The organism is Maribacter sp. UH1 (genome assembly GCF_056839145.1).
In genome coordinates this window covers 2,702,889-2,726,388 of the sequence record NZ_CM166387.1, presented here as the reverse complement: position 1 = coordinate 2,726,388, position 23,500 = coordinate 2,702,889, and the positions used below count along the sequence as shown (strand labels likewise).

At 36.2% G+C, this 23,500-nt stretch carries 17 protein-coding genes and 1 tRNA gene; 9 read left to right on the top strand and 9 right to left on the bottom strand.

Annotated features, from left to right (window positions below; all coding sequences use genetic code 11):
* Nucleotides 1-14 precede the first annotated feature (14 nt).
* A complete protein-coding gene (locus UH1x_RS11800) occupies nucleotides 15-1,388 on the bottom strand; it encodes a c-type cytochrome (protein ID WP_482621858.1) in 1,374 nt (457 codons plus the stop codon).
* A gap of 231 nt (nucleotides 1,389-1,619) precedes the next feature.
* Here UH1x_RS11800 and UH1x_RS11795 point away from each other — a divergent pair, with 231 nt between their 5' ends.
* Nucleotides 1,620-1,991, top strand: a complete 372-nt coding sequence (locus UH1x_RS11795) for an SPOR domain-containing protein (RefSeq protein WP_405410621.1) — start codon at nucleotides 1,620-1,622, stop codon at nucleotides 1,989-1,991.
* 55 nt (nucleotides 1,992-2,046) lie between these two features.
* Here UH1x_RS11795 and infB read toward each other — a convergent pair whose 3' ends face one another.
* The 3 genes from infB to rimP are packed head-to-tail and all read right to left on the bottom strand — an operon-like array spanning nucleotide 2,047 to nucleotide 6,636.
* Nucleotides 2,047-4,887, bottom strand: coding sequence for a translation initiation factor IF-2 (gene infB / locus UH1x_RS11790; RefSeq protein WP_482621857.1), 2,841 nt, complete (start codon nucleotides 4,885-4,887; stop codon nucleotides 2,047-2,049).
* A 42-nt stretch (nucleotides 4,888-4,929) separates the two neighbouring features.
* Nucleotides 4,930-6,162, bottom strand: coding sequence for a transcription termination factor NusA (gene nusA / locus UH1x_RS11785; protein WP_276491957.1), 1,233 nt, complete (start codon nucleotides 6,160-6,162; stop codon nucleotides 4,930-4,932).
* 12 nt (nucleotides 6,163-6,174) lie between these two features.
* The gene (gene rimP / locus UH1x_RS11780; RefSeq protein ID WP_405410625.1) at nucleotides 6,175-6,636 is read right to left on the bottom strand and encodes a ribosome assembly cofactor RimP; all 462 of its coding nucleotides are present in this window, start codon (nucleotides 6,634-6,636) and stop codon (nucleotides 6,175-6,177) included.
* 222 nt (nucleotides 6,637-6,858) lie between these two features.
* Between rimP and UH1x_RS11775 the strand changes: the two genes are divergently transcribed.
* Complete coding sequence (locus UH1x_RS11775) at nucleotides 6,859-8,184, top strand: cation:proton antiporter domain-containing protein (RefSeq protein WP_482621856.1); 1,326 nt, start codon at nucleotides 6,859-6,861, stop codon at nucleotides 8,182-8,184.
* 34 nt (nucleotides 8,185-8,218) lie between these two features.
* Here the strand turns inward: UH1x_RS11775 and UH1x_RS11770 are convergent, their stop codons facing one another.
* Both UH1x_RS11770 and UH1x_RS11765 read right to left on the bottom strand, forming a co-directional pair.
* Nucleotides 8,219-8,551 carry a hypothetical protein gene (locus UH1x_RS11770; RefSeq protein ID WP_051941699.1) on the bottom strand — a complete coding sequence of 111 codons (333 nt, stop codon included), beginning with the start codon at nucleotides 8,549-8,551 and terminating at the stop codon, nucleotides 8,219-8,221.
* Between the two features lie 253 nt (nucleotides 8,552-8,804).
* A tRNA-Gln gene (locus UH1x_RS11765) sits at nucleotides 8,805-8,875 on the bottom strand.
* 168 nt (nucleotides 8,876-9,043) lie between these two features.
* Between UH1x_RS11765 and UH1x_RS11760 the strand changes: the two genes are divergently transcribed.
* The gene (locus tag UH1x_RS11760) at nucleotides 9,044-12,367 is read left to right on the top strand and encodes a glycosyltransferase family 117 protein (RefSeq protein WP_482621855.1); all 3,324 of its coding nucleotides are present in this window, start codon (nucleotides 9,044-9,046) and stop codon (nucleotides 12,365-12,367) included.
* An 80-nt stretch (nucleotides 12,368-12,447) separates the two neighbouring features.
* Here UH1x_RS11760 and UH1x_RS11755 read toward each other — a convergent pair whose 3' ends face one another.
* From UH1x_RS11755 to UH1x_RS11745, 3 genes are all read right to left on the bottom strand, one after another.
* The gene (locus UH1x_RS11755) at nucleotides 12,448-12,744 is read right to left on the bottom strand and encodes a thioredoxin family protein (protein ID WP_036151869.1); all 297 of its coding nucleotides are present in this window, start codon (nucleotides 12,742-12,744) and stop codon (nucleotides 12,448-12,450) included.
* Between the two features lie 92 nt (nucleotides 12,745-12,836).
* Entirely contained in the window at nucleotides 12,837-14,066 is a 1,230-nt protein-coding gene (locus UH1x_RS11750) for a metallophosphoesterase (protein WP_482621854.1), read from the bottom strand.
* A gap of 57 nt (nucleotides 14,067-14,123) precedes the next feature.
* Nucleotides 14,124-14,846 carry a copper homeostasis protein CutC gene (locus tag UH1x_RS11745; RefSeq protein WP_482621853.1) on the bottom strand — a complete coding sequence of 241 codons (723 nt, stop codon included), beginning with the start codon at nucleotides 14,844-14,846 and terminating at the stop codon, nucleotides 14,124-14,126.
* 41 nt (nucleotides 14,847-14,887) lie between these two features.
* Here UH1x_RS11745 and UH1x_RS11740 point away from each other — a divergent pair, with 41 nt between their 5' ends.
* From UH1x_RS11740 to UH1x_RS11715, 6 genes are all read left to right on the top strand, one after another.
* Nucleotides 14,888-15,874 carry an isoaspartyl peptidase/L-asparaginase family protein gene (locus UH1x_RS11740; protein ID WP_482621852.1) on the top strand — a complete coding sequence of 329 codons (987 nt, stop codon included), beginning with the start codon at nucleotides 14,888-14,890 and terminating at the stop codon, nucleotides 15,872-15,874.
* A 65-nt stretch (nucleotides 15,875-15,939) separates the two neighbouring features.
* Nucleotides 15,940-16,797 carry a hypothetical protein gene (locus UH1x_RS11735; protein WP_482621851.1) on the top strand — a complete coding sequence of 286 codons (858 nt, stop codon included), beginning with the start codon at nucleotides 15,940-15,942 and terminating at the stop codon, nucleotides 16,795-16,797.
* On the top strand, nucleotides 16,798-17,316 hold the full coding sequence (locus UH1x_RS11730) for a hypothetical protein (RefSeq protein WP_482621850.1): 519 nt from the start codon (nucleotides 16,798-16,800) through the stop codon (nucleotides 17,314-17,316).
* Between the two features lie 88 nt (nucleotides 17,317-17,404).
* The gene (gene polA, locus UH1x_RS11725; protein ID WP_482621849.1) at nucleotides 17,405-20,239 is read left to right on the top strand and encodes a DNA polymerase I; all 2,835 of its coding nucleotides are present in this window, start codon (nucleotides 17,405-17,407) and stop codon (nucleotides 20,237-20,239) included.
* A 120-nt stretch (nucleotides 20,240-20,359) separates the two neighbouring features.
* Nucleotides 20,360-22,753: a T9SS type A sorting domain-containing protein gene (locus tag UH1x_RS11720; protein ID WP_482621848.1), complete on the top strand. Its 2,394-nt coding sequence runs from the start codon at nucleotides 20,360-20,362 to the stop codon at nucleotides 22,751-22,753.
* Nucleotides 22,750-23,424: a hypothetical protein gene (locus tag UH1x_RS11715; RefSeq protein ID WP_482621847.1), complete on the top strand. Its 675-nt coding sequence runs from the start codon at nucleotides 22,750-22,752 to the stop codon at nucleotides 23,422-23,424. The genes UH1x_RS11720 and UH1x_RS11715 overlap by 4 nt, the downstream gene beginning before the upstream one ends.
* Nucleotides 23,425-23,500 lie beyond the last annotated feature (76 nt).

Here is a 23,500-nt window from a genome sequence, read left to right as displayed (position 1 = left end):
TCTTTAAATTATTATTAATAGTGACATTTACCACATTCCAGTCCACCCAATTGAGCAGCTGTTAAATTATCTACACCGTATTTCTTTGAAAGCTCAGCATGAATTTTCTCGTAATACTCATTACCCTCAACCTTAACATTGGTCTCTCTATGACAATCTATACACCAACCCATTGTTAATGGAGAATACTGATACATAATTTCCATTTCCTCTACCGGACCGTGACAAGTTTGACACTCAACCCCAGCAACAGAAACATGCTGTGAGTGATTGAAATATGCGAAATCTGGCAGGTTATGAATTCTAACCCATTCTACAGGCTGACTCTCACCAGTGTATTTTTGATTTTCTTCATCCCAACCAACTGCTTTGTATAATTTCTTTATCTCACCAGTGTAGAATTCGTTTGTATACCCGTTTTCCAAATCTTCCTGAGAAGGACCTTCTGGATTTCCAGTGTACTCATAAACAGATTTATGACAATTCATACATACATTTAACGAAGGAATACCAGAATGCTTAGAGACTCTAGCAGAAGAATGACAATATTTACACTCTATCTTATTATCACCAGCATGAATTTTGTGCGAATAGTGAATTGGCTGAATAGGCGCATAACCTTGATCAACACCAACTTGCATCATCCATCCGTATGCAAAGTAAGCACTACCCAACAATAAAAATATTGCAGTAACCAAAACCAAAAATTGATTTTGAGCAAACGCTTTCCAAATCGGTGTTCTTTTCTGTGCATTCTCTTTTTCAAGAACAACACCATTTGCCTGAGCTATACGTTGAAGCGTCTTGTTCACCAACAACAACATAACCACCAACAAACCGAACACAAGCACCAAGGCTCCTAATATAATTTCATTAGAAACACCTGAAGAATCACCAGACCCACCAGCAGCAACTTCAGCACCCCCCGCAGCAGCTGCAGGTGCGGCAGCCGGAGCGGCAGCAGTATATGCTAAAATATCATCAATATCAGTATTAGATAATGTTGGGAAAGCAGTCATCGCCGCTTGATTGTACTCAGCGTACAATTTGTTAGCATAAGCATCTCCTGATTTAATAACACCTGGACTATTCTTAATCCAAGCATACAACCATTCTCTGTCTAAGCCTTCTTCTTCACTCAATCTAGCTTCCACATTCTCCAATGCAGGACCGGTCATCTTACGATTCAATGCATGACAAGCAGCACAGTTCTGATTGAACAGTGACTTACCATTTTTAGCATCTCCTGCACCAGCAGCAGCCTCAGTAGCTGTTGCATCTGCAGCAGCTTCATCTTGCGCTGTTAACGGGCTTACAAAAAGCAAAAATACAATTAGGGATAATCCTAAAATTTTAGAAAACTGATTTCGGTTTGGAACCTTTTTCATATATCGAATATTTCTATCGGAATCTTGGCATGATTTTGGTCATAGATGAAACCAATTACAATCCACCAAATGCCTAAATCGAAGACAAAAATACGACATAGACTTTATTTGCAAAATGTTAATGTATCTATAATTTACAATTTAGAAATATTCTAAATAGATCAAGATTTATTTGTTTGACCCTTAATAAATTACTTTTGCCCTGAATGAAAATAAAATTGAAAATAGGTTATGAAAATTCTTAGTACCCTCCTAGTTTTTGCTTGTTTTAGTCACTTTAGCTATGCCCAAAGTGCAAATGTAGACATACAGCAAGACCCAAAGATTGATCAATTGCTAGAGATTTACAAATCATCTTTAAGCAACAACGAATACTACAGAATACAAGTTGGCTTTGGCAACTATGCAAAAGCACAAAAAATAAAAGCAAACGTAGAAGAAGATTTTCCTGAACTTGCTTCTAAAATTGATTTTGATTCTCCAACATATCGTGTAAGAGTTGGAAGATTCACTTCTAGGTTAGACGCCGAAAGAAAGTTTAACGAGGTAAGAATAAAATATCCCGATGCAATGTTATTAAAACCAAAAAAATCGACCAAATAGGTCGATTTTTTTTGCTTTATTTTTAAAGAGATTTAGAAACTCTTTTATGAAAATACTACTTAGATTTTAACTTTTTCTTCACCGCAACCTCTTGGAACGCTTCAACGATATCACCTTCATTGATATCATTATAGTTCTTAATTTGAAGTCCACAGTCATAACCTTTAGCCACCTCTCTAACATCATCTTTAAATCGTTTTAATGAAGATAATGTACCGGTATAAATAACTACGCCATCTCGTATTAATCTAATATTAGAGTTTCTAAAGATTTTACCGCTCGTTACCATACAACCTGCAATAGTACCAATTTTAGAAATCTTGAATGTTTCTCTAATTTCAGCAGTACCAGAAATCTCTTCTTTCATTTCTGGGGACAACATACCTTCCATTGCATCTTTAAGATCGTTGATCGCAGCATATATAATAGAATACATACGGATATCAATTTCTTCTTTCTCAGCAATAGCTTTAGCATTACCCATAGGTCTTACATTAAATCCGATAATTACCGCATCTGATGCAGAAGCCAATAACACATCTGATTCTGTAATAGGACCAACTGCTTTATGAATAATATTTACTTGAATTTCATCTGTAGATAGTTTTTGGAAAGAATCTGTAAGTGCTTCAACAGAACCATCAACATCACCTTTAAGGATAATATTAAGCTCTTTGAAATCACCTAATGCAATTCTACGTCCAATTTCATCAAGAGTTATATGACGCTGTGTTCTTACAGACTGTTCACGTTGTAGCTGAGATCTTCTTGAAGCTATTTGTTTTGCCTCACGCTCATCTTCCAATACATAAAACTTATCACCTGCTTGTGAAGCACCATCAAGTCCTAAAATAGATATTGGAGTAGACGGCCCAACTTCTTTTACATTGTTCCCTCTCTCATCTTGCATTGCCTTGATTTTACCACTAGTGGTTCCAGCCAATACATAATCACCTATCTTAAGTGTACCCGACTGAACTAAAACAGTAGATACATAACCTTTTCCTTTATCTAAGAAAGCTTCTACCACAGTACCGGTAGCATGCTTATCTGGATTAGCTTTCAACTCTAACAATTCAGCTTCAAGTAAAACCTTCTCCAATAATTCTTTAACACCTAAACCAGTTTTGGCAGAGATATCATGAGATTGTATTTTACCACCCCAATCTTCTACTAATAAATTCATCTGTGCTAAACCTTCTTTTATCTTATCAGGGTTAGATGTAGACTTATCAACTTTGTTTATTGCAAAAACGATTGGCACACCTGCAGCTTGTGCATGGCTAATTGCTTCCTTCGTCTGTGGCATAATGTCATCATCTGCCGCAATTACAATAATTGCGATATCGGTAACCTGAGCACCCCTTGCACGCATCGCGGTAAACGCTTCGTGACCCGGTGTATCCAAGAAAGCAATTCGCTCTCCATTCTCAAGTGTTACCCCATATGCACCAATATGCTGTGTAATACCACCACTTTCACCGGCAATTACATTTTCTTTACGGATGTAATCCAATAAAGAAGTTTTACCGTGATCTACGTGACCCATTACGGTTACAATAGGAGCTCTATGTTTTAAATCTTCAGGAGCATCTTCCTCCTCTACGATACTTTCTTCAATATCTGCAGTAACGAAATCAACTTCATAACCAAATTCTTCAGCTACAATAGATAACGTTTCAGCATCTAAACGCTGATTCATAGTTACCATTATACCCAAAGACATACAAGCAGAAATAATCTCAGTTGTAGAAACACCCATCATAGTAGCAACCTCGGTTGCAGTAACGAACTCGGTTACCTTAAGTACCTTGTTCTCTAATTCCTGTTGTTCTAAATCTTTTTCAGTCTGCTCGCGATGCTGATCTCTTTTACTTCTTCTATACTTCGCCCCTTTACCCTTCTTAGATTTACCTTGAAGTTTTTCTAGGGTTTCACGTACTTGCTTTTGAACATCTTCTTCAGTAGGCTCTACTTTTGCAACTGGCGCAAATCTTCCTCTACCTTTATTTCTATCACCTGAGTTACCAGTGTTTCTATTTTGACCTGGACCAGAAGGATTCTTAGTAACAATTCTTCTACGTCTCTTTTTACGGTCTGCACCTGCAGCAGGTTTTTTATCTTCTTTCTTTTTCTTAGGCTTCTCAAATTTGCTAAGATCAATTTTCTCTCCAGCAATTTTAGGACCAGACAATTTCTGATACTGTGTCTCTATAGTCTTAGGAGCTTCAGGTTCCGGAGCGGCATCAGCAGTTGGCTCTACTTTCGCAGATTCCTTTTTTACTTCTGATTTTGGAGTCTCTTCAGCTTTTGGCGCCGCCGCCTTTGGAGCTTCTACTTTAGGCTCCTCTTTCTTAACCTCTGATTTTTTCTCAGGCTGGGAAACTATTTTAGGTCCTTGTAATACAACCTTTCTAGTTTCTTTCACCTCAACCTTAGGCACAGCTTTTTCTTCAACCCTGGGAGCTGCCTTTTCCTCAGCTTTTGGAGTTTCCTTTACAGGCTCCTCTTCAACTTTTTTCTTTGGGTTAAGATCTATCTTACCAACCATTTTAGGTCCGGCAAGCTCAACTTTACCCACTAAAGCATTCTCTTCAGATTCAGCGTTTCTTCGCTCACGGGCCAAGCGACGATCTTCTTGCTCTTTTTCTAATCGAACTCGAATTGCCTCCTTCTCCTTACGCTTTTCCTCACCAACCTCTTTTGAAGCTACCTTTTTGCTTTTATCCGTCTGGAACTCGTCAAGCAAAACTTGATAAACATCATCGGAAATTTTTGTGGTAGGCCTCGCTTCCACATCATGTCCTTTTCCGTTAAGAAAGTCCACTGCCCTATCCAAGGAAATATTAAGTTCACGAAGAACTTTATTAAGCCTTATTTTTGCATTGTCTGCCATAAATACTGATTCCCGTTCTTTTATTTAAGTGCTAATATATAGCTAATCTTCTAATTCTTCTTTTAGGATACGCACAACTTCTAAAATTGTTTCCTCTTCTAAATCTGTACGTTTCACTAAATCGTTAACATCTTGCTCCAAGACGCTACGTGCTGTATCAAAACCGATCTTCTTGAATTCTTCAATAATCCAAGCATCGATTTCATCAGAGAACTCTGTTAATTCAACATCTTCCTCAACCCCTTCACGGAATACATCTATCTCATAACCAGTTAATTGACCAGCTAATCTAATGTTGTGACCACCTCTACCAATTGCCTTAGAAACCTCTTCTGGCTTCAGGTAAACTTGAGCCGTCATCTTCTCATCGTTCAACTTAACAGAAGAAACTCTAGCCGGACTCAATGCTCTTGTCACCAACAATTGTGGGTTGGCTGTCCAATTGATAACATCAATGTTTTCATTACCCAACTCACGAACAATTCCATGAATTCTAGACCCCTTCATACCTACACAGGCACCAACAGGATCAATACGATCATCATAAGAGTCAACAGCCACTTTCGCTTTTTCCCCTGGTATTCTAACCGCTTTTTTCACAGTAATCAATCCGTCGAACACCTCTGGTATTTCTTGGAAAAATAATTGCTCCAAGAATTTAGGTGAACTTCTAGACATTATAATAGTAGGTTTTGCACCTTTTAATTCTACACTTTCAATAACACCTCTTACATTATCGCCCTTGCGGAAGAAATCAGAAGGTATTTGTCTATCTTTTGGCAAAATAATCTCATTACCCTCATCATCTAACAAAATAATTGCTTTATGACGAATGTGATGAACCTCTGCCGTATAGATTTCGCCCTCTAAATCTTTAAAGTGCTTATAAATAGTTGTATTATCATGCTCATGAATTTTAGAAATAAGATTTTGACGTAATGCCAAAATTGCCCTTCTTCCTAAATCTATCAACTTAACTTCTTCAGACACATCTTCACCAACCTCAAAATCTGGCTCAATTTTACGAGCTGCAGACAATGAAATTTCCTCATTTGGTTCTTCAACCTCACCATCGTTAACAACGATACGGTTTCTCCAAATTTCTAAATCACCTTTATCTGGGTTGATAATGATATCAAAGTTATCATCTGAACCAAACTTCTTTTTAAGCGCATTTCTAAAAACATCTTCCAAAATGGCCATCAATGTTACCCTGTCTATGAACTTATCGTCCTTAAACTCTGAGAAAGATTCAATTAACGCAATATTTTCCATTGGTAATTACAATTAAAATTTTAATACAACTTTTGCTTTAATAATATCTGAAAAATTTACTTCTTCTTTTTTCTGAACGGTCACCTTTCCCTTACCTACAGGCTTAGGCTCCCTAGCTTTCCATTCCAGAACAATAGAATCATCGTTCACAGCGGTTAAATTTCCTTCAAACTTATCGTCATTTGTACGAACTTCAAGTTTTCTACCAACATTTTTTACATATTGACGCGGCATAACCAACGGAGCCGCTGCACCAGCAGAGGCAACTTCAAGGGAAAAATCGTGTTCATCACGATCTATATTATTTTCAATAGCCCTGCTTATTTTAATACAATCGCTAACCGTAACCCCATGGTCACCGTCTATTACAACATGAATGCTATTATCAGCACCCATAGTGAAATCGATTAAAAATAGGGAGGGATCTTCTTGAAGACCTTGTTCCAATAATTCTTTTACTTTTTCCTTTAGCATAAATAATAAGTAATAAAAGAGGGGACTAATTGTCCCCTCATGAATACTTTTATATCCTTTCAGCTTTGCAAATATACAATAAATTTAATTTCCTACAATAGACTATTCACACCTAATTCATTCACTATGAAAACAATCTAAATAAATAATTAATACCTCAAAAAATATGATCTTTTAGAAATTATCTTATTTTTAGCGAAACACCAACCAAAATAATACTTAATGGAAATTCTTTCATCTTATAACCTTATCATAGGGGCTTCTTTAATTGTAGTTTTATCATTCTTTTTTAACGGCATTTCTAAAAAAACGAATATACCAGCAGTTCTTATGCTCATTGTTCTGGGGATTCTTATTAAAATAGGATTAGAATTCTTTATACCAGAGATTCCAGACTTTAAAGGTTCTTTAGAAATTTTAGGTACTGTTGGCCTTATAATGATTGTTTTAGAAGCTGCTTTAGAACTAGAATTAAAAAAAGAAAAATTATGGCCCATTCTTAAATCAATGGCCATTGCATTAATTGGTTTGGTAGGCTCCGCATATGTTGCCGCTTTAATTCTATATCAATTTATCCCTAATATGACTATGCAATCTGCATGGTTATATGCCACACCGTTGTCTATTCTTTCTAGCGCTATAATTATACCAAGCGTTGGCGGACTAAGTGAAGCTAAAAAAGAATTCCATATTTATGAGAGTACTTTTTCTGATATCATGGGTATTATGATGTTCTACTTTCTAACAGGAAAACTAAACCCCGCTGAAGACTCGGGAGTTGTTGGTTTCAGTATAAATTTCGCCGTAACAATAGTAATAGCATTGGTTGCTAGCTATGCAATTATATTAGTCTTTCAACGCATAAAAAGCCAAGCAAAACTATTTTTATTGATTTCTGTTCTGTTACTTCTTTATGCCATAGGAAAGAAAATGCACTTATCATCTTTAATTATCATTCTTGTATTTGGTTTAATTGTAAAAAATGTCAATTTATTTTTCCCAGGTAAGACCAAAATCTTTCTTGAAAAGGAAAGAATGCAACAAATTTATCATGAGTTGCACATCGTCACCCTAGAAACTGCATTTGTAGTCAGAACTTTCTTCTTTGTAATATTTGGTATCACCATAGTACTTTCATCATTACTGAGCATTAATGTTGCTATAGTCAGTTTATTGATAATAGCATCTATTTATGCCATACGGTTTTTGATACTTATAGTTTTCGTTGGTAAAGATATGTTACCGCAGTTATTCATTGCTCCAAGGGGGTTAATTACCGTACTTCTTTTCTATGCTATACCTATGGAAGCACAAATTGAAGGTTTTGAATCTGGCATACTTTTATTCGTAATAATAGCTACTAGCTTAGTAATGACATGGGCTATGATACGTGATAAACGAAAAATGGGTACCATGCTAGATGAAATTGACGAAGAAATAACCGAAAGAAATTTAGCCGAAGACGCAATTAAACAATCAGAAGACGAAGAACTTTTAGAGATAGAAGATGACACTCCAGAACAAATTGACCCGGAGACCTCGCACTAAAAAGAAATCTATAAAATTAGGAAGTTTGATTAAACTATTGAGGCATGAAAGATGCATGTACCTCAACTTGATCACTATATGCTTGTGGCTCAGAATCCTCTAAACTATCTACTTCTTTACGAAAACGAAGTATCATTAGTGTATCTAGCTGTTGATCAATACTATCTTTAAGCACTCTCCAGTTAGAAGAGTTCATTTTATTATTGTACTCCATGATTTTGTTGAAGCGATCTAAATTATAACGATTCGCTTTCCAAGCATGGGCAGTACTTTCTTCATGTTTCACATCTTGCAAGTAGAATCCAATTCCAAATCCAAGTAAAACAACAATCAATAAAATCTTTAAAACTTTTGGAGAGAGTTTCATAGGGTTAAGTTCTTTAGGGTACCAAAGTATATAATAACATTGTCGAAATGGTTTCTTTTCCGATGTATTTGTAACGTTATCGGTTTAAATGTACAAAAATACTGACACACAGTTAACCATTTCTTCACATTCAGCAATTAAACATGTATATACAGCGAAGGTCTTACAGTTGAAATTAAAATAAAATGATATAAATCATAAAAACAAAAAATCCTGATATCAATTGATATCAGGATTTACCTTGTTCTCTTAGTTGGCCCACAAGGACTCGAACCTTGAATGACGGTACCAAAAACCGAAGTGTTACCATTACACCATGGGCCAATACCTTTTTAAGAGGCTGCAAATTTAAAACAAAGTTTTGTTTCACCAAACATTTTTTTAAGTAAAAATGAAAAAAATATACTTTACCCATGTTAAAGGTTTATAAAAATAGTTCATTCCTTTCTATATTAATTAGTAAATTCGCCACTTAGGTTTAACCCAAGCTTCATGTTTTCAAAGAACTACCACAAGTGGGACACTATATTAGGATGGTCCGTATTTTTTATAGCCCTTATTACATACTACATTACCGTTGAACCCACCAATAGTTTTTGGGATGCGGGAGAGTATATAGCAACAGCAGCCAAGCTTCAAGTGGGTCACCCACCAGGAGCACCTTTACTACAAATGATAGGCGCATTTTTTGCAATGTTCGCTTTAGAACCAAGTCAAGTTGCTATGATGGTAAACCTGGTTTCCGGCGTATCAAGTGCATTTACCATTTTATTCATGTTCTGGACAATTACCAATATCACCAGAAAATTAATAGATAACGATGGTCCTTTCACCAATAGCAAAGCAATTGCAGTATTTGGTAGTGCCTTAGTAGGTTCATTGGCATTTACATATTCAGATAGTTTTTGGTTCAATGCCGTAGAAACAGAAGTATATTCTATGGCAAGTTTTATCATGGCCTTATTGTTGTGGCTAGGATTAAAATGGACAGATAATCTTGATGACCCTCGTGGAAACAAGTGGCTTGTATTAATATCCTTTGTTGTCGGGTTAACTTTTGGAGTTCAGTTTATGGGCTTCTTGGCAATACCATCAATTGGTTTACTTTATTATTTTAAAACCTACAAAGAGACCACAGTAAAGAACTTTTTATTAGCTAACATTATTGTTATAGCGATCTTAATGTTAGTATATAAATTTTCACTAACCTATGTACTTCAACTTTTTGGTTGGGGAGAGGTATTCTTTATTAACAGTATAGGTCTACCATTTAATTCAGGTTCTATTATTATCGGTCTTTTATTTATAGCTGCTTTTTACTTCGGCTTAAACTATACTCGTAAAAACAATTATAAGACAGGCAATACCATTGTTCTGTGTATGATGTTTTTATTTCTAGGTTTTTCTTCCTGGTTAATGTTGCCTATTAGAGCAAATGCCAAAGTTGTTATCAATGAGAACAACCCAGAAGATGCAAGAGCACTTTTAGCATATTACAATAGAGAGCAATACCCAGGTGTTGATAGTCCCGTTTACGGTACCTATTATTCAGATATGTTTGCACCAGCAGGCGAAGATCAAGATGGTAAACCTAAATATGAGAAAGATTACACATTAGGGAAATACATTATTGTAAATAAATACAAAGATGCCATTCAAGGTCCCAACCCTAAACACCAAGGTTTGTTACCTAGAATGTGGAGTTCGCAAAATGCCGAAAACTACATGCGTTATTTTGGAGCCTTAGATTTTAGGATTACACAACCAAACCAAGAATTAAGACAAGCTGCAGAACAAGTTAAAATTGGTTTTGCAAATGGCGAAATTGGCGCCGACCAGTATATCAGCTTCTTAAAACGTTTTGATGAATATATAGAAGTACAGCCGCCAACATTATGGGATAATATTGAATACATGTTCGAATTTCAATTCAACTACATGTATCTGCGTTATTTTATGTGGAACTTCGTCGGAAAACAGAATGATGTTCAGGGTCGCTATAATGACAACGGAAACTGGTTAAGTGGTATTAATGCTATTGATAGCATGAGATTAGGCAGTCAAGACAACTTACCAAGCGATATCCAAAATAATCCAGGTAGAAACACCTATTTCTTTTTACCATTAATTTTGGGAATCATTGGTATAGTTTTTCAACTCTCAAAAGACAAAAAGCAATTTTGGGTATTATTGATGTTCTTTCTGTTTACCGGACTAGCTATACAGTTTTATACAAACCCAGGTATTTTTCAACCTCGTGAACGAGATTATTCACTTGTAGGTTCATTCTATGTATTTGCTCTTTGGATCGGTTTAGGGGTTTACGGATTATATGATAGTTTTAAAGAATGGATCACTCCTAAAATATTAGCCCCTGCAGTAGTTGTTGTAACATTACTTGCCGTACCAACGGTAATGGCGGTACAAAATTGGGATGACCATGATAGATCTGGCAAATTCACGGCAAATTCGTCTGCAAAAGCATATTTAGATTCTTGCCAGGAAGATGCGGGAGCTATTTTATTCACCATTGGTGATAATGACACCTTCCCAATTTGGTACGCACAAGAGATTGAACATTACAGAACAGACGTTCGTATAGTTTGCACCAGTCTTTTTGAAACAGATTGGTATGTGGATCAAATGAAGGCTGCCGCTTATGAAAGTGCACCTATACCTTCTCAGATTACACATGAAAAATACAGATGGGGATCAAGAGATGTGCTATACCACCAAGGTATTACAGAGAATAGATGGCCAATTAAGGACTTCATCAATTGGATCGACAGTGATAAACCTAGAACAAAGCTTAAGTATTTATTTGAGCAAAATGGTGCAGATTTAAGTCAGTATCCTGAAGAAACTCAAAACATGGTCTACTATCCTACTAATAAGATTAGGGTTCCTGTAAACAAACAAAATGTATTAAACAGCGGCTTGGTCAAAGAAAAAGACGCAGACCTTATTGTTGAGTACATTGATATTGACTTACCAGGTGCTATTACAAAGAAGAGCATGATGATGCTTGATATCTTAGCCAACAATGATTGGAAACGTCCTTTATACTTTTCTGGAGGTAGTTTTGACGATGCTGAGTACTTATGGATGAAAGATTATCTTCAACTAGATGGTTTAGCATATAAGCTCGTACCTATTCGTACAGAAAGACCTAACGCATTTGAATTAGGACGAATTGATACCGAATTAATGTATGATATCGTTACCGGATGGGATTGGGGTAATGCAGGTGGCGACATTTACCACGATACACAAACCCGTATTCAGAGCGTATCTTTTAGAGGTAATTTAGCTCGTTTAACGGAAACTTTGATCAAGGAGAACAAAATGGACAAGGCTAAAGATATCATTGAGATTTCATTGACCAACATGCCTGTAGATAAATTTGGATACTACACTTTAGTGGAACCTTTTGTAGACGGCTATTATAAAGTTGGAGAAAACCAGAAAGCACGTGCTCTCTTTGAAAAGTTGAAAGGCAAATACCAAGAAAGATTAGAGTATTACGCTTCTACAAGTTTAGACGAGCAATACAGCAATATTGATGACATCATTGCAGATATGGAGGCATATAGACGTAATATAGATATGATCATAACTAATGATAGCGAGGATGTTGCTGAAAAAGAAACCTTAATATTCAATGAGTATATAGATAAGTTCCAACACTTCTATAAAGACGAGGACGATATAGACATGCGTGAAGAAATGCAGCAGACCAATCCAGATATGATGGATACCATGCCAGTTTCTGACACCATTTTACCTGACAATACTAAAACAGAAATTGTAGAATAGATATTCTGTCAAAATAGCGCATAAAAAAAAGCTTTGAGTTTACACTCAAAGCTTTTTTTAGTTTTAAACAATATTAAATTTTAAACGTATTCTTTAAGAATACCCATTAACGTAGTAGCATCTTGTTCGCCACTTTGTCGCCATACCATTTCACCTTTCTTATAAATCATAAGCGTAGGTAGACCCTTAACACGTAAAGCCTGAGAAAGCTCTTTGTTCTTATCTACATCTATCTTTATAACCTTACCTCTGCTACCTAAAGCAGCGGCTACATCCCTTAATACAGGATGCATTGCAGTTGACTGCTCATTCCACTCTGCATAAAAATCAAGAAGAACAGGTACCTTTAAATCTATTAATTCACCAAATTTGGACATATAAAATGCTTTTCTTTGTTAGCCAAATGTAATAAAAATTGTTAAAATACTACTCTTAGCATCCTAATAGTAGTACTGTAATAGGGTTAAAATCATGTTAATGCCTTTTTCTTCAAAGTTATCACGGTAATTTCTGGCCATATACCTACCCTACCAGGATAACCTAAAAAGCCAAAACCTCTATTTACATTAATGAATTGCCCCATTTCTTTGTAAATACCCGCCCAATAAGGGTATCTCCATTTTACAGGACTCCACTTGATCCATCCGGGTATTTCAATACCAAATTGCATTCCGTGAGTGTGTCCGCTCAATGTCAAGTGGTAATGGTAAGCATCTTTAATTACTTCCATTTCCCAGTGTGATGGATCGTGACTCATTAATATTTTAAAATCGTCGGCATTTATCTGTGAGGCAGCCTTTTTAAGGTCCCCGGCTTTTTTGAATCCGCCTTTTCCCCAATTCTCTACACCCACCAAAGCAATCTTATCATCCCCTTTTTGTAAATATCTATGCTCGTTAAGCAAAAGATCAAAACCCATTTCTTTTTGCAATGTTTTTAGGTCTTCTAAATTCTGTTGTTTCAGCTCTTCGGTATCCCAAGGAATATAATCACCGTAATCATGATTACCTAAAACTGAAAACTTACCATCTTTTGCATCAAGGGTACTAAAAAGATCTGCCCACGGCTCCATTTCAGAAGTCATATTATTAACCATATCACCCGTAAACAAGAGTACATCGCTTTTCTGCTGATTAATAAGGTTTACAGCGTATTCAATCTTTTTTCTATCATCGAAACTACCACTATGTATATCTGAAATTTGGGTAATCTGGTACCCGTCAAAACTATCGGGAAGATCTTCGAATTCCAAATCGTATTTTAACACCTTAAAATTGTACTTCCCTTTGTACATACCATATAGCAGCGCCCCAAATGGTACGGCAGCTACTCCCAGTGCTAGTAAACTAAGAAAACGTCTACGTGCCGGAAGTCCGAATTGCTTTTCCTCACCATAAATTTTTTGATATGCACCTGCTATAAAACGATATATATCTTCAGAAAACAAGAATAAGATAGTGATGATATTGAACGTTAACATGGTCAACAAAAAACCAAAAGCATAACTTTTAGGTATACTTAAAACACGACCTGTCTCTTCACCTATAGAAAATTGGTAGATAAAATTTAACATGACCGCTAATGATATTGCAATATAAATCCATGACCACCACGGTTGTTTAGTTATGGTTTTTAATGCCTGAAGCACATAAAAACTTAAAGCAACATAAGCTAAGACAAAAACAAACCAACGAATCATGACTAAAATTTTTACAAAGATATCTGTATCACAGCGGTATATAAGCTCATTTGCATTTTATTTAACCTTGTTAACTACCGCTTTAATATTTTCCAATTGCGTAATTGCTATATAATCATCACTTAAAAAGCGCTCTGAATTCATAGTTATAGCGGGTTCCTTAGCCAGTGTTTGAATCATAGCCGTACCCGACAAATGAACCGCATTAAAGCCATTGCTCTTAAAAACATCAATATTACCAGCATTTACACCAGACCCAGGAATAATCTGTATGGTCTTACTTTTCTTTTTTAATTCCGACAATAAGTCGATACCCAATGGTGCCGACTTTTGTTGACCTGATGAAAGTACATAATCAATTTGCATAGCATCAAGTTGTTCTAATGCTTCCAACGGATTTTTCACCCAATCAAATGCCCTATGAAAGGTGAATTTCAAATTACCTGCTGCTGATTTCAATTTTTGAGTTTGTGCGACATCCAACGAAAAATCATTTAAGAGCACTCCCGATACAATTCCGTCAAAACCTAATTCAACACATAATTCAATATCGGTCATCATCATATTCAATTCATTAGCTGAATAGGTAAAATCTCCACTACGTGGACGGATCAGAACATGCACAGGAATAGAAACTTGTTCCTTTACCGCTTTTAACAAACCGTAAGAAGGTGTTAATCCGCCCACCGCTAATTCTGAACACAACTCAATTCGGTCTGCTCCGGCACGTTCGGCAACTAAAGCAGATTCCAATGAATTAGCACAAACTTCTACTATCATATTCCTATATTTAAGGTCACTAAAAGTAAAGAACCCATCCCATGAAAAGAAGAAAGTTTCTAAGAAATTCTACTACTGTGGCTGCAGGAATAGTATCGGCACCCGTATTAGCCACATACAAAGAAATACCTGTAGTTAAAGAGGCAGAAGTAGTACCTGTTCTACCTATTGCAATCTGCACATGGAATTTTGGCAATGCAACAGCCAAAGCATGGGAGGTTTTAGAAAAAGGAGGCAATGCATTAGATGCCGTTCACCAAGGGGTCATGGTAGAAGAAAATGATTTAAGCAATAGTACTGTAGGAAATGGCGGCAGGCCCGATAGAGATGGCAATGTTACATTAGACGCCTGTATTATGGACAAAGATGGCAATTGTGGTGCTGTTTTAGCAATGCAGAATATTACAAACCCCATATCAGTAGCAAGAAAAGTAATGGAAGAGACGCCGCATGTAATGCTAGCCGGCAAAGGAGCCGAACAGTTTGCTTACGAACAAGGTTTTGAGAAAACAGATTTGCTAACCGAAGAATCAAAACAAGCTTGGGAAGAATGGAAAAAAACATCACAATACAAACCTATCATAAATATAGAAAATCATGATACCATTGGTATGTTAGCAATTGATGCCGATGGCGATATTGCCGGTGCATGTACCACAAGTGGCATGGCATATAAAATGGCAGGCAGGGTTGGTGACTCGCCTATTATAGGCGCCGGACTTTTTGTTGACAATGAAGTTGGTGGCGCTACGGCAACTGGTGTTGGTGAAGAAGTTGTAAGAACGGTTGGTAGTTTTCTAATCGTAGAATTAATGCGACAAGGCAAATCGCCACAAGAGGAATGCGAAGAAGGTGTAAAACGCATTATCGCTAAAAACAAGGACAAACAAGATTTTCAAATTGGGTTTATCGCTATTAATAAAAAAGGAGAAACCGGTGGTTACTGTATTCACCCAGGATTCAGTTATAGAACTTATTCCAAAGAAGGTCATGTAAACAATCCTTCAGATAGTTATTTAAAGAAATAAGATTATTTCTGAAAAATCTTACAAATGGCGTAGTTTTTGATTTCTAATTTTCCTCAAAACCAACCATGAGGATAATTCTAATTTTATTGATTTCAGGATATTTACATCCACAAAGAAACGATTCACAAGCAGCTTTCTACAATGTAGGATCCAAAGCTATCATAGGCGGCGTTGGAGCATTGATTAATAAGAAACCTAATGAAAAGGGTTCCAAGGTTTTTCTCAAAGGTATGTATCAAGGTGCTTTAGGAGGTTATTTAACCTTTGAAAGCAAAAGGTTGGTAAGGCAATTTCATAGAACTGATAACTATGCTTACTTATGGCCCTCTAAAATTTTGAATTCTGCAGGCAACTCCATTATATATAACGCCGCCGCTAACCGAAACTTTTGGGAACGATGGCACATGGATTTCGGCTTTAATTATCTGGAATATGATTTTAAACGTAAGAAAAAACTTCGCTATCGAATTTTACCCTTTGCACTTTACGGTAATGCATATGGATTTGCAACCTCAAAATTTGATTTTAAAAGAACATTATACTCTGGTCATTTTATTTTCAAAAACAAAAAATTACCTAAAACAAGAGATATTGAACCAGATGGAGCGGCTTTATACAATACAATTCAATTTAAACGCAATATTAATATTGATATAGAAGCGGTTATTGCACATGAAATTATTCATGTTTATCAATATACCAGTGCATTTTTTATCAATGCCTATCTTAAAGAACCTATTGAAAGATTAGAAGAAAACAGTAATTTTTTCAAACACTACAATAAAGTCTTTTATACAGACTTGAATGCCCCTTTAAAAGTAGGCTTATATAATGTACAGTATTTATTCGGTGTCGATTATTACGACATACTTCAGGAAAAAGAAGCTGATTATTATTCCGCAAACGATTTTAATATACCATAAATGAAAACAATCTTATATCTAGCCGGCATGTTAATTATATTCTCCGGCTGTACTATAGACGAGGAATATACCTTTAAAGAACTGATTGCTGGTAAATGGGTTGGAACTAAAAGAATTGTTTTTTTCAAAGATGGCTCTTCAGCAGATAATTTATCTACAGGAATATGCGAACAACAAACAGAATTTATTCTTTTTGAAGATGGTAGTCTTTACTTTGAAGATTATGTTGAAACCGAAAATCATGCAGGCGGAAACGATATGTGTGCACTTGACTTAACAACTAGCGATAATGGAGAATGGAAAGTAATGCCAGGCAACAAGGTTATTTTTAAACTCACAAATACTTCTGACAATTCTGAATTGATTATGGAACTTTTTGAAGTAAACCTGATAGATAGAGGCAATCTCGAAATAAGGTATAAGGAATTTGAAAATGATGAGAATGAAAACATTGATTATTACGTTTATAAATATTTTAGAATTTATGGCGATTACGAATCACCTGAAAATAACAATTGAATAATAAAACACATAAGCAATAGGGCAATCTCCCTTAATGTTTCCCTATCAATTTGTACTTTTAACGTTTTACAATCAATACTCAAAAATGGCAGATCAAAAAAGACTCTTTTTGCTAGATGCATACGCACTAATTTTTCGTGGTTACTACGCACTTATAAAAAACCCAAGAATCAACTCACAAGGCATGGATACTTCTGCCATTATGGGATTCATGAATTCTTTATTCGATGTTATTCGTCGTGAAAAGCCAGATCATTTGGCCGTTTGTTTTGATAAAGGTGGAAGTGCGGAGCGTACAGAGTTGTTCCCCGAGTATAAAGCAAACAGATCAGAAACTCCCGATGCTATCCGTATTGCTGTGCCTTATATACAAGATATCTTGAATGCAATGCAGATTCCTGTAGTAGTAAAAGAAGGATGGGAAGCAGATGACATTATTGGAACGTTGGCAAAGCAAGCAGAAAAAGAAGATTACAAAGTTTTTATGGTAACGCCAGATAAAGATTTTGGACAACTGGTATCTGAAAACATATTTATGTACCGCCCTGCTAGAATGGGTAACGGCATAGAAATTTGGGGTATTCCAGAAATTCAAAAACGTTTTGGAGTTCAAAGACCAGAACAGGTTATTGATTATTTAGGTATGATGGGTGACGCCAGTGACAACATACCTGGCTTACCAGGTGTTGGCGATAAAACTGCCAAGAAATTTATAGAGCAGTTTGATTCAATGGAAGGGCTTTTGGCTAATACCGATAAGCTTAAAGGTAAAATGAAAGAGAAAGTAGAAGCCAATGGTGAACTTGGTTTACTTTCTAAAAAATTAGCTACTATTTGCTTAGATGTCGATGTCACTTTTAACGCTAGTGATTATGAGATGTCTGAACCAAATGCCGAAGAAGTTCAGAAAATTTTCGAAGAGCTTGAGTTTAGAAGATTAAAAGATCAGTTTATAAAATTATTTTCTGCGGAAGCCGAAGAGGCGAACACAGAAGTTACAAACAAACCAGTCGCTAAAAAAGAGATACAAGATGCTGGATCAGGACAGTTCTCGCTATTTGGAAGTCCTGCAGATTCTGGCGCAACTGTAAAAGATTTTTCAAGTAGAAAGACCATTGCAGATGTTGCGCATTCTTACCAAAGTGTTGCCCCAGGTATGGCGATGAAGTTATTTCTAAAAAACTTAATGCAGCAAACTTCGGTTTGTTTTGATACGGAAACCACAGGTTTAAATCCATTAACAGCAGAATTAGTTGGTATTGCTTTTTCTTGGGAAGCAACAAAAGGATATTACATCCCCTTTACGGATAATAAAGTAGAAGTACAGGCACTTTTAGAAGAGCTACGCCCATTCTTTGAAGCTGAAACAATCGAAAAAATAGGTCAGAATCTTAAGTATGACATTAAGGTTTTAGATAAATATAATATAGATGTAAAAGGACCTCTGTTCGATACTATGTTGGCACATTATCTAATTAATCCGGATATGCGCCATAATATGGATGTACTGGCAGAGACGTATTTAAATTACACCCCGGTTTCCATCACAGAACTAATTGGTAAAAAAGGGAAAAATCAATTGAGCATGCGCGATGTTCCACTAGAAAAACAAACGGAATACGCTGTTGAAGATGCAGATATCACTTATCAACTTGCACAACATTTTAGACCAGAATTAAAGGAAGCCAATACAGAAAAGTTATTTCAAGACATTGAGATTCCGTTATTACGCGTTTTGGCAGACATGGAATTAGAAGGCATCAATTTAGATGAAAAATTCTTGAATTCACTTTCAGAAGACTTGAACAATGACATCAGCAATCTAGAAAAGAAAATTTACGAAGTTGCCGATGAAGAATTCAATATTGGCTCACCCAAACAACTAGGCGAAATTCTATTTGACAAACTAAAACTAGTCGACAAGCCTAAAAAGACCAAAACAGGTCAGTATTCTACCGCAGAAGATGTATTGTCTAATTTGGCAAAAGACCATGAAATTATTCAGAATGTATTGGATTATAGAGGTCTTGCTAAATTGAAAAGCACGTATGTAGATGCACTTCCAGAACAAGTAGAACCATCTACTGGTAGAGTCCATACAGACTATATGCAGACCGTTGCGGCAACAGGTCGTTTAAGCAGTAATAATCCAAATTTACAGAACATACCAATTAGAACAGAACGCGGTAGACAAGTAAGAAAAGCGTTTGTACCAAGAGATGAGAATTATACTTTATTAGCAGCCGATTACTCTCAAATAGAGCTACGTATTATTGCTGCGTTAAGTGAAGAAACTACCATGATAGAAGCTTTTAAGAATGGTGAAGATATTCACGCCTCTACGGCTTCAAAAGTATTTAATGTGCCTTTGGAAGAAGTGACTAGAGAACAGCGTAGCAATGCGAAAACAGTTAACTTCGGAATCATCTATGGTGTTTCTGCATTCGGACTAAGCAACCAAACGGACTTATCAAGAAAAGAAGCAAAAGAATTAATAGACACGTACTACAAGACCTACCCAAAGTTGCGAAATTACATGAGCGAGCAAGTAGATTTTGCACGTGACAATGGTTATGTTTCAACTGTGTTGGGCAGAAGACGCTATTTAAAAGATATTAATGGTAGTAATGCCATAGTTCGTGGTGCTGCAGAGCGAAATGCCGTAAACGCACCTATTCAAGGCAGTGCTGCAGATATCATAAAGATTGCCATGATCAATATTCACAACAAACTAGAAAAAGGCAATTATAAGTCTAAAATGCTTTTACAAGTACATGATGAATTAGTGTTCGATATTTACAAACCAGAATTGGAAGAATTACAAACACTCATTAAATCTGAAATGGAAAATGCGTACAAAATAGCAGTTCCTTTAGATGTAGAAGTTGGCTTGGGTGAGAATTGGTTGGTAGCGCATTGATGCTAATATTTATAATAGAAGAACCACCCTTTGTAAGAAAAAATTGTAGTATTTCGACGAAAATATTCTGTTAACAAAACGCTAATATTTATATTAGTGTTTTGCTAACCATATTTTACTATGATTAAAAACTACACTAGGCTGCTATTAGCAGTTTTCTTTTTGTCTTCAATTTCAGGGTTTTCACAGACAAATTTTTTAGCGAATTCCAATTTTGAAAATTGGTCAGGAAACCCAGAATCACCAGATAGCTGGACGGTACAAAGACCAGACGCTCTAATTAAATCAACAGATGCTACTCATGGTGATTTTTCATTAGAAATTGAACTTAATGACGCTTCGGCTTCATTTCAACAAACGGGTTTAACAACTCGTGATGTTAATGTAGCAACACTACAAACAAATTCTACATACACACTCTCATTTGACTACAAAGTGGTAGAAGGAACGAATATAAGAGGATTATTATATGTGCTCAAACAAGCTTCTTACGGAATAGTGCAACATGAAGCTCAAAGCACTACATTTATTGATGATGGCAATTGGCACACATTCACATTTGAATTTGACACAAGTGCTAATGAAACAGACTATGTTGCAGAACTATCTTTTCGCGCACAGTCGGCACCCACCAACATAATCAGAATTGATAATTATAGAATTTTAGGCGATTCATTGCCTGATGCTGACAACGATGGGGTATTAGATAGTAATGATCAATGCCCGAATACTTCACCAAATGCACTAGCAGTTGACAATGTTGGCTGTGAAGTTACTATAGATAGTTCAAATTTATTAGAAGACCCCAGTTTTGAAGATTGGTCTTTTGGAGGAGGCGCTAATCTAGCGAAATGGGGAATATGGTTCCAATTAGGCAGCTGGGAAAAAAATACAGACATTAGTGATAATCTGCAATATAGTGTTGAGCTAACCACAGGAGATACTTCATCAAATACAATTTTTCAAAATGATATTCAAATCTACAAAGGAGTAGAATATATTATTTCAATAGACTATAAAGTTGTAGAGGGTTCTTTTGATACTGTAGAATTAGAGCTAAGAAATCAAGTAGGCGCGTTTGGGGAAACACTTGAAAATTTCATTATAAGCCCAACCGGTTCTGGCTGGAATACCTTTTCCACAACCTATACACCTCTTAAAACTGAAATCGTAGATTTAAATATTAGAGTCAACTCTAATCAACCACAAGAACGCATATTATTAGACAATACCGTAATTAGAGCAAATGTAAATACTGTTGGAGATGATGATAATGATGGAATTAGTAATACTGATGACAACTGCCCTAACACTCCAGCAGGAGAAACCGTTGATACTAATGGTTGCTCACAAAGCCAACTGGATGATGACAATGACGGTGTTAACAATGATATAGACAATTGCCCTAATACACCAGCAAATTCAACAGTTGATGAAAATGGCTGTACAGTGACCACAGTAACAGATTCTGACAATGACGGTGTAACAGATGCTAATGACGATTGTCCGAATACTCCAACAGGAGATACAGTTGATGAAAATGGCTGTACAGTGACCACAGTAGCAGATTCAGACAACGATGGTGTAGCAGATGCCGATGACGATTGCCCGAATACTCCAACAGGAGATACAGTTGATGAGAATGGCTGTGCAGTGACCACAGTATCAGATTCTGACAATGACGGGGTTACAGATGCTATTGACGATTGCCCTAACACCCCTGCGGGTGAGACTGTAGATTCGAGCGGGTGTACTATTGTCGAAAATACGCTCCCAGATATTTCAAATGACGGCATTCAAGTAAAAGCAACAAGCACCAGTTGTCCAGATACTGCAAATGGTGAAATCTCTGTTTCCTTTAATGAAGATTACAACTACACAGTTCAAATTACAGGACTCTTATTGGACAATACTTTTGATAATATTAACGTTACAAATGGTCTAGTAAGATCTGATCTTTCTTCTGGTTCGTATTCGGTATGTGTAACCATACCTGAGTATCCAAGTTATGAGCAATGCTACTCAGTAACAATTGAAACCCCCGAAGAATTTATTTCTGGTAAAACCGTTATAGACTACACCGCTAAAAAAGCAAGTGTTGTGGTTTCTGGAAGCAAGAATTACCAAGTTTTAGTTAATGAGAAAGTATATTCCTTTGAAGTTGATAATATTGATAATCAGCAATTATCATTTCCAATAGATAAAGGCTCAAATATCATTACGATAGAAACCGATAAAATTTGCCAAGGTGTTTTTAATGATAAGGTGGTTATCAGTAATGCTATTTTAACTCCAAACCCAGTGACTGATATGTTACGAGTTGAAGGTCTGGACATTATGACTAATGCTCAAGTTATCTTATCAAACATAAGCGGAGTAACAACTCTACAAGAGCGCAAACAGATAAGTAACGGCACATTAGAAATGAATATTTCGAATCTTTCTCCTGGCGTCTATATGTTAACAATTATAGATGGAGATAAAGAAATCAACTTAAAATTTGTAAAAAAATGAAGTTAGCTATAAAATTAATTTTAGTAGGATTACTAGTTGCGTCATGCGGTGGAAGCGATGACAGCAACAACAATCAGCCAGGGGAAACAGAAAAAGAACTGGGTGCATTTAATCTTATATTTCCTGAAAACAATTTAATATGTACAGAAGGAGAAGATAATGGTACAGACGGCGTGAGCATAGAGCTTAAATGGTCTGCCTCAGCCAATGCAACTTCCTATGAACTTGAAATTACTAATCAAGAAACTAATTCTACCGACACAAGAACTGTAACCACAACATCACTTACTGTAGGACTACCTAAAGGCACACAATTTTCATGGGGTGTAACTGCAATTTTGGGTTCAAAAACACTGGCGAGCGACTCATGGAATTTCTATTCCGAAGGTACCAGCACTGAAAATTTCGCTCCTTTCCCAGCAGAAATTAGTGTTTCGGATAATGGTGACGGTTCAGTAAGCGTATCTTGGACAGGTGAAGACCTAGATGACGACCTATCAACCTACGATGCTTACATTGGCACCTCAGGTAACTTAGAATTGATTCTTGAGAATACAACTAACGAAAGCACCAACTACAATATTACAGCCGGAGAGCAATATATTGCCCGTGTAGTTTCTAAAGACAGCAACAACAATACATCTACTAGCGAAACCTATTTCACATTTTAGAAAGTTAAAGTTTCTTTAAAGGAAGACGAAAATGTATTTTCAAAACGTTAGCATATAGCGTACTTCTACAATGAGG